At 56.1% G+C, this 11,832-nt stretch carries 13 protein-coding genes and 1 pseudogene; 8 read left to right on the top strand and 6 right to left on the bottom strand.

The window, feature by feature from the left end; translation table 11 throughout:
- Nucleotides 1–46: 46 nt before the first annotated feature.
- Nucleotides 47–442: pseudogene (locus tag AC1M2H_RS09670) on the top strand (HPP family protein); the annotation flags it as partial.
- Between the two features lie 32 nt (nt 443–474).
- On the opposite strand, the gene AC1M2H_RS09675 reads toward AC1M2H_RS09670, so the two are convergent.
- A complete protein-coding gene (locus AC1M2H_RS09675; RefSeq protein ID WP_480151205.1) occupies nt 475–864 on the bottom strand; it encodes a tautomerase family protein in 390 nt (129 codons plus the stop codon).
- Nucleotides 865–985: 121 nt separating this feature from the next.
- Here AC1M2H_RS09675 and AC1M2H_RS09680 point away from each other — a divergent pair, with 121 nt between their 5' ends.
- Nucleotides 986–1,909 carry a LysR family transcriptional regulator gene (locus tag AC1M2H_RS09680; RefSeq protein ID WP_480151206.1) on the top strand — a complete coding sequence of 308 codons (924 nt, stop codon included), beginning with the start codon at nt 986–988 and terminating at the stop codon, nt 1,907–1,909.
- Here AC1M2H_RS09680 and AC1M2H_RS09685 read toward each other — a convergent pair.
- Together AC1M2H_RS09685 and shiA are read right to left on the bottom strand one after the other, a co-directional pair.
- On the bottom strand, nt 1,902–2,642 hold the full coding sequence (locus AC1M2H_RS09685) for a lipoyl protein ligase domain-containing protein (protein WP_480151207.1): 741 nt from the start codon (nt 2,640–2,642) through the stop codon (nt 1,902–1,904). The two genes, AC1M2H_RS09680 and AC1M2H_RS09685, sit on opposite strands and share 8 nt — an antisense overlap.
- 44 nt (nt 2,643–2,686) lie before the next feature.
- On the bottom strand, nt 2,687–4,009 hold the full coding sequence (gene shiA, locus AC1M2H_RS09690; RefSeq protein ID WP_480151208.1) for a shikimate transporter: 1,323 nt from the start codon (nt 4,007–4,009) through the stop codon (nt 2,687–2,689).
- A 301-nt stretch (nt 4,010–4,310) separates the two neighbouring features.
- Here shiA and AC1M2H_RS09695 point away from each other — a divergent pair, with 301 nt between their 5' ends.
- The 6 genes from AC1M2H_RS09695 to AC1M2H_RS09720 all read left to right on the top strand — a co-directional run bounded on the left by AC1M2H_RS09695 (nt 4,311) and on the right by AC1M2H_RS09720 (nt 8,406).
- Nucleotides 4,311–4,808, top strand: coding sequence for a putative pterin-binding protein (locus AC1M2H_RS09695; RefSeq protein ID WP_480151209.1), 498 nt, complete (start codon nt 4,311–4,313; stop codon nt 4,806–4,808).
- A 148-nt stretch (nt 4,809–4,956) separates the two neighbouring features.
- Complete coding sequence (locus AC1M2H_RS09700) at nt 4,957–6,882, top strand: putative bifunctional diguanylate cyclase/phosphodiesterase (RefSeq protein ID WP_480151210.1); 1,926 nt, start codon at nt 4,957–4,959, stop codon at nt 6,880–6,882.
- Nucleotides 6,883–7,087: 205 nt separating this feature from the next.
- Nucleotides 7,088–7,420 (top strand): TehB family protein, encoded by a 333-nt coding sequence (locus AC1M2H_RS09705; protein ID WP_041146340.1) that lies wholly within the window; start codon nt 7,088–7,090, stop codon nt 7,418–7,420.
- Between the two features lie 10 nt (nt 7,421–7,430).
- Complete coding sequence (locus AC1M2H_RS09710) at nt 7,431–7,769, top strand: DUF1869 domain-containing protein (RefSeq protein ID WP_480151211.1); 339 nt, start codon at nt 7,431–7,433, stop codon at nt 7,767–7,769.
- A gap of 162 nt (nt 7,770–7,931) precedes the next feature.
- On the top strand, nt 7,932–8,096 hold the full coding sequence (locus AC1M2H_RS09715) for a glycerate kinase (protein ID WP_480151212.1): 165 nt from the start codon (nt 7,932–7,934) through the stop codon (nt 8,094–8,096).
- Entirely contained in the window at nt 8,062–8,406 is a 345-nt protein-coding gene (locus AC1M2H_RS09720) for an aldo/keto reductase (RefSeq protein ID WP_480151213.1), read from the top strand. Before AC1M2H_RS09715 ends, AC1M2H_RS09720 begins: the two co-directional genes overlap by 35 nt.
- A 693-nt stretch (nt 8,407–9,099) precedes the next feature.
- On the opposite strand, the gene AC1M2H_RS09725 is transcribed toward AC1M2H_RS09720, so the two are convergent.
- The 3 genes from AC1M2H_RS09725 to AC1M2H_RS09735 all read right to left on the bottom strand — a co-directional run bounded on the left by AC1M2H_RS09725 (nt 9,100) and on the right by AC1M2H_RS09735 (nt 11,731).
- Nucleotides 9,100–10,113, bottom strand: coding sequence for an NAD-dependent epimerase/dehydratase family protein (locus AC1M2H_RS09725; RefSeq protein ID WP_480151214.1), 1,014 nt, complete (start codon nt 10,111–10,113; stop codon nt 9,100–9,102).
- A complete protein-coding gene (locus AC1M2H_RS09730) occupies nt 10,110–10,685 on the bottom strand; it encodes a TetR/AcrR family transcriptional regulator (RefSeq protein WP_480151215.1) in 576 nt (191 codons plus the stop codon). The genes AC1M2H_RS09725 and AC1M2H_RS09730 overlap by 4 nt, the downstream gene beginning before the upstream one ends.
- A 92-nt stretch (nt 10,686–10,777) precedes the next feature.
- Nucleotides 10,778–11,731 (bottom strand): GlxA family transcriptional regulator, encoded by a 954-nt coding sequence (locus tag AC1M2H_RS09735; protein WP_480151216.1) that lies wholly within the window; start codon nt 11,729–11,731, stop codon nt 10,778–10,780.
- Between the last annotated feature and the right edge of the window lie 101 nt (nt 11,732–11,832).

Raw genomic sequence — 11,832 nt, forward strand, 5'->3', positions numbered from 1 at the left:
AGATTCTAGCGTAGTACGCTGAAATCACATAGCCGGGGGTCAATGCCTGGCAGCCGGACTGGCGATTGCGGGCATGTATTTCCTGCGCTGCCTGCATCCGCCGGGCGGCGCCGTTGCCCTGACGGCCATCCTCGGCGGCGCCGGCATACACAGCGAAGGCTATCACTTCGTGCTGACCCCGGTACTGCTGAACTCCGCCATGCTGGCCCTGCTGGCGATCGTTTTTAATAACCTCGTTGGGCGCCGTTATCCGCACCCGCTGGCGGCGGAAGAGGTGAAAAGCAAAGTCGTGCCGCTGGGGCTTGCGGTGACCCGCGAGGACATTCACGCCGCGCTGCTCGACGGCCAGTTCCTGGATATTGATGAAGATGACGTTCAGGAGCTGCTGGAAAATATTGAACAAAAAGCGCGCAGCCGCATGGCCGCTGCGCCGAAGGCCTAACGCCGCCGCCAGCGAAGGCCGGCGGTGAGCGGCTAAAGCTCGCCGGTCATATACTGCGCCACGCCGCGGCCAAAGCTCCAGTCGCCTTTTTGATTGCTTATCACCGAAACCATTAAATCGTCGGGGCTCAGCCCGCAATGCTCCTGCAGTTCGGCGAGCAGCGTCGCGTAAAACAGCTGTTTTTGTTCTTCGCTGCGCGGGCTGGTAAACACCCTGATCACCACCATCTTTTGACTTCGCGTCAGGCCTAAACCGGTATCCTCGATCACCATATGGTGAGGCTTGTTTTCATGAACAATCTGGTAGCGATCGCGCTCCGGCACCTTAAAGGCGTGCAGTACGACGCGGTGGGCGGCATCGAGCAGCGTTTTTATTTCAGCTTCGCTGCGGCCCTCAATGAGATCAAACGTCAGTAGCGGCATAGCAGGCCATCCTTAATTATCTTGCGTACGAGATGAGTGGGCAAAACCGATGCTACCCAATGTCACGACGGGCAAAAACCGCTATATTTGAATTCATTGTTTTTTCAGGTGAACAATCGACATGAGCGATCCGCGCCCCGACGTTTTCTGGACCCATTTGTACTGGCTTACGGTGCTGGAAGAGCAGAAGAGCTACACCCGCGCGGCGGAAAAGCTGGCGGTGAGTAAATCGGCGATCAGCCAGAAAATCAGCGAGCTCGAGCGGGTCACCGGCAAGACGCTGGTGCACCGGACCACCCGCAGCGTGACGCTGAGCGAAGACGGGCTCAGGCTGGTGGCGGAGCTGAATGCGCCCTTCGGCCAGCTGCGCGATATCTTTAACGGCACCCGCGATGAGGAGGGGCCGCTGCGCGGTACGCTGCGGGTGACCGCCCCGGTCGCCTTTTCCCGCCAGCAGCTGGTCCCGGCGATGACGCCCTTTCTGCATCAGCACCCGCAGCTCCAGCTGCAGCTGGAGGTCACCGACCGGCTGATATCCCTTGCCAGCGAGGGATTCGATCTCGCGATTCGTCACTGCCGACGCGAGGCGCTGCCGGACACCCATGTCGCGTGGACGCTGTGCCAAACCGCGACGCTAATTGTTGCCTCGCCAGAGTATATCCGCCGCTTTGGCGCCCCGGACTCCCCCGAGGCGTTACGCCATCACCAGTGTCTGACCTACCCGCGCGGCTCGCAAAGTCCGCGATGGGCGTTTGAGTCTGAGGACGATCGCGCCGGGCGCGTGAGCGTGCCGGTGCGCGGCCCTTTTGCCACGAAAAATAGCGAATCGCTGCGCGATGCGGTGCTGTCGGGGCTGGGGATTGCGCTATTGCCCGATTTTAGCGCCCGGGAGGCGATCGGGCGCGGAGAGGTGCAGGAGCTGCTGCCCGGCTGGCGGCCGGTGGACGTTTTTGCCGGGAGCCTGTTCGTTATCCGCCCCTACGCGCCGCGCGTATCGCGGGCGGTAGAGATCTTCAGCCGCTATCTGAAAAGCACCTTCAGCTGAGATTTTGCAGCTCGCTCGCCAGCGCCTGGCGAAAGCGGGGAAGCAGATCTTTTTCGCCCGGCAGGCGCTGGGCGAGGGTAATGGTTTTATCCGCATGATAAACCCGGCCGCTGCCCAGCTGTGACTCAAAATCATTGGCTGCCTGATGCGCGGCGATCGGATCGGCGTCGATCAGGATCACCGCATGGGCGAGGACCACGTGACCGCGGCCCTCCGCCATCGGCCGCCAGTACTGCGCGGTTCCGGCAATTTTACGCGCCTGTTCCCCCTGGCCGCAGGCGAGGTTGTAGCGTCCATCGCAAAACGAGCCGCTCACCGCCTGAAAACAGGCATCGACGCCAAAGGTCGCCAGCGCGCGCTGCAGCAGACCGCACAGCAGCAGATAGATAGGCTCAGCGGCCTCGCCCAGCGGCTGATAGACCGGCCAGGCGAGGCTGAGGTTAACGATCCCCGGCCCCTGCGGCACCAGGCCGCCGCCGGAGCGGCGCAGCCACACCGGCCAGCCGCGCTGAGCAAAACGTTCGCTGACGGCGGCGAGCTGGCTAAATTTGCGATAGCTGCCGGGGACGACGAATCCCTGCGGGGCCTGCCACAGCTGGGCCAGCGCTTCGCCGCCGCGGGCGCGCTCAAACAGCGGCAGCTCGGCAAGCGTTGGGTCAGCGTGGGACTGCAGCGGCAGCCGTTGATGAATGAAGCGCGGCGGCCAGCATGCCGCTCTGTTGTCCTGGTTCATGGAGTCTCCTTAATGGACGGCGGTCTCCCGCCGTCCCGGCGCTGTCAGCCGTGCTGGGGCTTTTTCATCAGCATGGCGGTGACGGCCGAAAGCAGGCAGCCGGCGGTCAGATAGATAGCGACGCTGTGCCAGGAGCCGCCGGAGAAGGTCACCAGCGCGGCGGCGATGAAGGGCGTAAAGCCACCTCCGACGACGCTGGCGACCTGGTAACCCACGCCGGCGCCGCTGTAGCGGTAGCTGGCGCCGAACATTTCGGTGAACATCGGCTGCTGTACGCAAACCACCATATCGTGGGCGATATTGGCCAGCATCAGCGCGAAGAACAGGATCCAGAAATAGGACTGGCTTTCGAGGGCCATAAAGAACGGGAAGCCGCTCAGGGTGCCGATCAGCGCGCCGGTAATATAGATGCGCCGACGGCCAAAGCGGTCCGCCAGCCACGCGAAGCACGGAATGGTCAGGCAGCTGATCCCGCCGACAAGCAGGCCGATGTTGAGGAACAGCTCGCGCGGCAGGCCGAGATTTTGCGTGGAGTAGTTGAGGGCGAAGGCGGTCACGATATACATCGTCAGCAGTTCGCACAGGCGCAGGGCGATAATCAGCAAAAAGGCGCCGGGATGGCGGAATAACGCTTCGACTACCGGCAGGCGCTTTTTCGTCGCGGTGGGCATGTTTTTCTGCTGCTGATGCTCAAACTCTGCCGATTCGCTCATGCCGTTGCGGATCCACAGCGCCGCCAGCACCAGCACCACGCTGAAGAGGAAGGGGAGACGCCAGCCCCAGCTCAAAAACTGTTCGTCGCTGGTATTGGCGCTGATAAGCGACACCAGGCCGGTTGCGAGCAGCAGGCCGACGCCATAGCCAATCTGGACGCCGCTGCTGTAGAAGGCCTTTTTATGCTTCGGTGCGCTCTCTACGGCGAGCAGCGCCGCACCGCCCCATTCGCCGCCCACGGCAAAGCCCTGGATCGCGCGCAGCAGCACCAGCAGCACCGGCGCCCACCAGCCGATTTGGCTGAACGAGGGCAGCAGGCCAATGCAGGCGGTGGCGATCCCCATCATCCAGACGGTCATCATCAGCATCCGCTTGCGCCCGAGGCGGTCGCCAAAATGGCCGAAGATAATGCCGCCCAGCGGGCGAAAAAGAAAACCGACGCCAAAAGTGGCAAAGGCCGCCAGGGTGCCCATTGCCGGGCCGATCTGTGGGAAAAACTCTTTGTTAAAAACCAGCGCGGCGGTGATGCCGTAAAGCAAAAAGTCGTACCAGTCGACCACGGCGCCGGCAAAGCTGCCCCACGCCGCTTTTCGTGCGCGATGAAGTGAGTGGGCGTCACCGGTGGGGCGAGGGGATGTAAGCGTTGAGTCCATACCTGTCCTGTCAATCTGAGCTGTTGCTACGTTATCGTTATTGGAATGAGACGCGCTCTTAATGGCGTCATCAAAGAGACTACCGCGCCGCCGGGCGCGAGAAAAGATCTTTACCTGTCGTCATGCATTAACGGCAAAAAAAGTGCATTCTACGACCAGCCATAAGCCGGCGATCGGAAGGTTCTGAAATTCGGGATTATTTTTTAATTGAATAGCTCACAACCTTTCTATGACATCTTTTAAGAATTACCGTAAATGGTTTACAATTAACGAGTCTCCAATGTCGGAAAGGGTGAGTTAAATGCGTTTACTTTTCGCCGCTTTATTTTGTGTCATGATTTTACCAAATGCATTTGCAGAAAAACTGCCCGCGCCTGTCGGCAAGCCCGTTTTAACCATTTCCGGTCTTATTGGAAATACAAATGAAGGCGATACCGCGGTGTTTGACCTCGCGGCGCTGGAAAAGCTCGGCATGCAGACGGTGATAACCACCACTCCGTGGTTCTCCGGAAAGGTGCGCTTTGACGGTATTTCCCTCAGCAAGCTCATGGACTTAGTCGCGGCAAAGGGGAAGTCGGCGCGGGTTATCGCCCTGAATGACTATACGACGGTTGTGCCCATTGATGATTTTCACCAGTTCCCCGTTATTTTGGCTTTAAAAATGAATGGTGAATATATGCGCGTCCGCGATAAGGGCCCTCTGTTTATTGTTTATCCCTATGACAGCAGCCCTGATTTACAAAACCAGATCTATTATTCCCGCTCGGCGTGGCAGGTCTCGAAAATTATTATTGAGTAATAGCCTGGCCCGCCAGGCGTAATTGTTGCACAGGGTTTGGACGCCGGCAGGGCTCAGGAATCACGGCGTACGCCGGGTTTTAGGGCTCGGCCCAGGAGCAAACTGATAAATAAAATAGCCTAATGGGATAGGCTCTAAGGGTTTGATCTTGAATCGAATACTCACGGCCATTATTTTGTCGCTTTTTATCATCACCGGGTACATTACCTACCTGGTGCACGAGCGGCAGAGCGAGCTGCAAAAGTTGACCCGCTACACCGACTCGTGGTCAATCGCGCAGATAGTCTCTGAGTATATGCGGCTGGAGGCGCATCTGGGCTCCTATGCCCTGGGCGTCGAAGGGGTCGATCGGGATGACGTCCGGCTGCGTCTGGAGATCATGATGGGCCAGATCAAACCGCTGCAGCAGGGGGAGCCGAGTGAGTTTATTCGTAAGGACGCGGGGCGCCGGGCGACTATTGAGAGCCTGATCGCTATTCTGTATCAGCTTGATGAGCAGTTGGATACCATCACCCCGCAGCGGATAAAACCGATTTTGCATAAGATGGGCGAACTCGACGGCCCGATGACCGGGCTGGCGTCAATGTCGCTGGCGCAGGATATTAATATTGTTAACCTGACGCACGATAAAATACAGAACCTGTATTTTATCTATTCGATAATTTCCGTTCTGCTGATCACCATGTGTATTTCTTTAGGGCTGTTGATGCTGCGGCAAAATAACAACCTGCGCCGCGCTCACGTCCGCATGAAGCTGCTGGCGAACGATCTGCAGGCGTCAAAAGAGAAGCTCCAGGTGCAAAACCGGCGTTTGCAATACGACGCTTACCATGACTCCCTGACCGGTATGCCGAACCGACTCTCCTTCTGGCAAAAGCTGCAGGAGATCGTCAACCAGGTTCGGCCGTACAACGGCTCGGCGGTGGTTATGCTGTTCGATCTGGACAATTTTAAGGATGTTAACGATACGCTGGGCCACGATTCCGGGGATAAGCTGCTGCAGGATCTGGCCAGCCGTCTCTCCTTTTTCCGCAAAACCTCCGAAACCCTCTACCGGCTCGGAGGCGATGAGTTTGCGCTGGTCTCCTGTGATTTAAGCGAAGAGCAGGCTCTGGAGCGGGCGACGGTGATCCGCGAAAAGATCAGCCAGCCGTATCAGGTTTATGATTCGCTGATTAATATTGACGCCTGCATCGGGGTTGTTATCTCTGACCGGGAAACCCGTACCGATTATCTGTATAAATGCGCCGATCTGGCGCTTTATGAGGCGAAAAAAGAGGGATCGGGGACCGTCCAAATTTTCCGCCCCGGGATGCTGCAGCGCCTGCAGGAGAATAAGTCTTTTGAGGACGATCTGCTGCAGGCGCTCGATAACGGTGAATTCCGCGTTTACTACCAGCCGATTGCCGATACGATGAGCGGCGAGATTTATGGCTATGAAGCGCTGGTACGCTGGTTCCATCCGCTGCGCGGCATGGTGCCGCCGACTATATTTATTCCCGTCGCCGAAAAAATTGGCATGATTAACCCGCTCGGAGAGTGGGTGCTTAAAACCGCCTGCGAGGAGGCGGCGAGCTGGTCATCACCGCTTAAAGTTTCGGTCAACGTATCGCCCGTGCAGCTGATCAGCAGTTCGTTGACCGATACCGTGATCTCGGTGCTGAAGCAGACGGGGCTGGATCCGCACCGCCTCGATCTCGAAATTACGGAATCCGATGTGTTTAATGAAAACACGCGCTCTTTAGAGATCCTCAGCCAGCTGCGCGAGCTGGGGATCCAAATTTCTATTGATGATTTTGGTACCGGATATTCCTCCCTGTCACGACTAAGCTATTTCCCATTCGATAAAATTAAAATCGATCGCTCATTTGTTATTAATATCCCCGCGCAGAAAGACGATCTCGATATTGTCCGGCTGATTATCAGCATGGGTAAAAGTTTGCATATGCGTATCGTGGCGGAAGGCGTCGAGACGGATGAACAGTTAAAATCTCTCCAGCAATTAGGCTGCGACCTCGTTCAGGGCTACCTGATTGGTAAACCGGGGCCGCTGAATACCGCCAGTAATAAATAGTTGTGAAGGCTTTATTTACCGCAGAACGATTAATTCCGATACGTCTTATCGTTTATTCAATAAATATAATCCTTGTTGGGTACAAATAGGCTAGGGTGAAATTTCTTAAAAAATAATACCCTCAGAGATTAAAAGGGGTATATCATATGCAATATATTTCCCCGTTCCCGACCGTGCTCAATGGTGCGGAAAGAGAGGCCGAATCATGCAGCGTATCGTTATTCCTACCCACTATGTGCATACCCGTACCACCCCGCTCTGGACCAAAGAAACGGCGCCGGCGTCAATCTGGCAGCGGCATCTTGATGCCGGTACAAGGCAGGGCGTTTACCCGCGCCTGGCGGTCATGCAGGGCGCTATACGCTATTATGGTTATACGGATGAAACCGCGCCTGAACCTGTCGAAACGATGACGATAGAGGCCGGCCAGTTCGGCGTCTTCCCGGCGGAAAAATGGCATCGGATTGAAGCGTTGACGGAAGATACCGTCTTTAACGTGGATTTCTATGTCGATCCTAAAATTCTGATAGAGGGATAAAGCTGAACTTATGAATAGTGAAAATAAAGGCTATGCATTAACCGTGGTTAACAGCAATAACGGTCAAAAACAAGAAAAAGTCTATCTTAAACCGATGGCGCTTTATGTTCCCGATATTGCGGTACAGGCCGTAGCAGAACTTATCGGCTCACTGGCGGTGGATAATCAGCAGGGCAAAGGCTTTGTTCTGTCGGTGACCAATAATAATAACGGCATAGCGGTAGATAAAGAATTTGCTACCCTCGTCGAATTACAGGACCCGCTTATTGCCGCCGATGCGGTGAAGGATCTGGTTAATATCGTCCGCGGCTATGAATCGGATGAAGAGACCAACGTCTGCGGCTGGTAGCCGCGGCGTCGATAAATCAGGCAGGCCTCCTCGATGCCTGCCTTTCTCCCCGGACCGTTATCCCACCTTGCATCATTTGCCCTTAGATATTGTCCCGCCAGACTTCCTTGTTTTGCCGTTCTTGCTTGATTGAACGCCAGGATGGCCAGCGGGAGCGATATTGTGCTTAACGCGCTGCGTTTCGATGCGCAGGTGCGCGATGCCGATCTGGTCATTACCGGCGAGGGGCGGCTGGATGCTCAGACCGGCGGCGGCAAGGGGCTTGCCGGCGAATTATCACAAAGATCTGTTTATGGCCTCGGTTGCGCACAGCCTGGCGGCGCTTAACGTTGAACAGGTGGATATGCTGCAGGCAGCGGTAGCGACGCAGATCCCGCTATCATCGTACTGTTCGATAGCCCGGGGAGAAGTACTTAAATATCCGCTTATTCAGCGGCTGGCGGACGATTATGCCAGGACGTCGGCACAAATTATTCTGCGCTGGATTTTACAGTCGGGCATTCAGTCAAACACCATGTCATCCAATCCGGAGAGAATGGCCGAGAACTTTGCGATCCTTGATTTCAGCTTGTCCCATATCGATATGCAGCAGATAGCGGAGTTAAGAACCGCCAACTATCGCGTTGTGGCGCTGTAGCGCCTTTCACCGGCATCCAGACGCGCGGATACAAAAAAGCCCTGACCATTGCAGCCAGGGCTTTTAAGGAACTACTGATTTAAGATTTAACATTCATGGACTTAATATGGATACTGCTCATGATACTGCTTTAAATGTACACGTTTATCACAGATAATATTGGGTGCTGATACTAACTAAAACCTCCCGCTATTTTCTCGTTACTTTACCCCGCCATTTTTATAACGCTAAAAAATGGCACTTTAAACAAGTACATCCCCTCGCGACATATACTCTTTGATGCGTGGCTTGACTTCCGTTGCGATGATTTAACTTAACTCAAGTTCATGGACCAATCGCAAACAATAATTCTTAAAACATAGCCTTACATCGTCGCGCTACTTCCCCAGATTTGCGATTAACTACGCTAACTACATGACCTTAAAACATTACTGATGTAAAAAATAATCTTCTTAACACCCGTAATCCCATACAACAAAATACGTGGCCTTTATCGCAAATTACTTCTTACGCTTTCAACGTATTAACAGCGAACTACCATTTCAGTGCTGTTAAACTCAATTTAACGCTTTTAAAAGCACTGTCAATACTGTGTTTAAAGACATGCTTTTATTTACAGCAAATATATTCTTCGGCCGTTAGGTTGTGTCTCAATGTCCTCTTATTTTTGGCTCGGGAAAGCATACCAATGGCCTATTTTCTGAGCTCTTCATTAACGGCGGAAAACCTTTTCTGCGAGGAAGGCGTGCCGTAGGCTTGCAGGCCAGCCGCATGCGAAGTCTTCCCGACATAGCCCAAATCGCGGCGCGCGGCGGAGTCGTCGAGGTTAAACTCTCGCCCGATCATGCGCATCATCGAGCGGGAAATCGGCGGATCGTCTTTTTTTCGCGTAATGCTCCAGACGGCATCCATCACCCGGCCAGCGGCTGAGGCGAGCCAGTAGGGCATCGAGCGCAGCTCCTCGATAGAGAGCCCCTGCGTGCCTGCAATAGACGCGATAAATTCGCGGAACGTCCACTTTTCCCGATCCGTGATGAAGAAGGCGCGACCGCCAGCGCTACGTTCAAGCGCGCATTCAATCGCTTCCACCACATTGTCAACGTGGCAGGTCGAAAAGGCATAGTTACCGCGATCGATGAAGGCGAACTGCCCGGACTTTATCGCGGCGGGAAGCTGGCGGCTGAAGGGATCGCCTGGCCCCCAGATCGCCGGCGGGCGCAGGGCGATCGTAGTAAAGTCGGGCCTGTTGGCGGCCAGTACCAGCGATTCGGCCCGCGCTTTGCTGGCCAGATAGGCCGAAAAATGGTGCGGGTAGGTAAGGGCGCTTTCATTGGCGTTGCGGATCGGCGTGCCGGCTTCGTCCTGTATGATGCCCGCCGCGCTGATGTAGATAAAAGTTTGCGCTCCGGCGCTGCCGGCTGCCTGCAACAGCGCGGCGGTGCCATCGACATTGGTGCGGAAGAAGGGATCGCGAGGGCCTGAAAAGCGGAACATGGCGGCAGCATGCACCACCGCGTCGATCGCCGGCAAAATCAGGGGAGCGTCGCTTTCCAGATCGGCGTCAATCGGCAGCGCGCCCATGCTCTTTAGCCTGGAGTGGGAGGATGTCGCGCGGGTGAGAGCGAAGATCTGGTGACCCGCGTCCGCAAGTTTTGGGATCAGGCGGCTGCCAAGCAGTCCGGTCCCGCCCGTGACAAGAATTCTCATGACGATCCTCCTTTCGGTTCAGGGTTCAAAATAGACTGCATGGCGCTGTCGCGGATTTGCTCAAGGACGGCAGGCGCGGGCGGGGCGACCTTGCGCAGCTGGGCCGTGACGTAAAGAAAGGATGCGGCGTGCGCCGATGCCCACATAAGATCGGCGGCCGCTTCGATGGAACGGCGAAGTTGCCCCCTGGCCGCAATAGCCTCAATGCGCTCGATCAGGTTCGCGAAGGCCTGCGTGGCGGCCGGGATTTCCGCGCCATCAAGAACGCGGCTCATCATCGCGGCATAGAGTCGGGGACGAGCCGCCGCGAAGCGCACGTAATCGTCCCAGCCGTCGCGTAGCGCCATCACCGGGTCGGTGGGGGGAAGCGCAGACCTTTTGCTTTCGAGGAACTGCGAAAAGGCTTCGGCTATGGCGGCGCTCAATAGCCCATCGGCGCTGCCATAGTGATGGTAGAGCGTGGGGGCGGTGACGTTCGCGAGCGCGCAGACGCTACGTGTCGAAAAATGCGCCTCGCCTTCCGTTTCGAGCACTTTGAGTGCGGCATCAAGCAGGATATCTCGTGTTTTCATTGTCGGAGTATAGCAGTGCTATAGTGAGTGTCTATAGCGCTGCTATAGACAGAGGCAGTTTGCGGAGTTCCGTCACGTTTGATGGCGTCAGGTTAGATGCTGTTTTTGCTGATGCAGCCAAAACGGCGGCGATAATCCGTCGGGGTGAGCGCGACAACCCGCCGAAATCGTGCGCGGAAGGCCACCGCAGAACCGAATCCGGTAAGAAATGCGATTTGGTCTATTGGCAGCTGGCTCTGCTCAAGTAATTCGCGTGCTCGTTCAATACGAGCGGCAAGAAGCCACTGTAAAGGGGTTGTGCCGATCTGCTCCTGAAATCGACGCGCAAAGGTTCGCGGGCTCATATTGGCACGGGCCGCAAGGCTATCGACCGTATGCGCAGCTTGCAAATTGTCGCGTATCCATTCGACTAAGGGATTCAAACTCGTTGGCGAGCCGGGGATTCTCTGGCGAATAAATTGCGCCTGGCCGCCGTCCCGGTGCAATGGGGCGACCATCAGACGAGCCGTGTTTGCGGCAACCGTCTGGCCATAATCTTGCTGCACAAGGTGCAGGCACATATCCGTTCCCGCGGATGCGCCAGCAGACGTTACGATGCTCGCTTCATCGACGAACAGAACGTTAGGTTCGACGTTTATTTGCGGGTAAAGCCTGGCGAGGTCGTCGGCCAGGCGCCAATGAGTGACGGCACGCTTTCCGTTAAGCAGGCCGCTGGCGGCAAGGATAAAGGCCCCGGAGCAAATTGATGCCAGCCTGGCCCCGCGCGCATGGGCCTGCCGAAGCGCGATGCTGACCGTCGCTGAAACCTCCCCGAGAGGGTCTTCACTCCCCGGAATAACGATAGTGTGAGCTAGCGCAAGACGCTCAAGGCCGTAGCGTACCTGCATCTCAGCGCCGGCGATCCGAATTGTCGGCTCAGGGCCGCACACTTCCACCTCGTAAGCTCTGCTTCCATCGGCCAGACGAGCGAGGGTGAAAGCCTGCCAGGCGATGCCAAAATCCAGCGGTACCACATCATTAATAGCCAGAACCGCAACCTTACGCATGTCATTGAACTCCGCTGGAGAATTTGAAAATACCACCCAGTTGGCAGAAAACGGTCTATTTTTGTCGTCCTTGCGACTCACGCAGCCCTGCAGGCGGAATT

It is taken from the genome of Klebsiella sp. F11 (assembly GCF_056712265.1).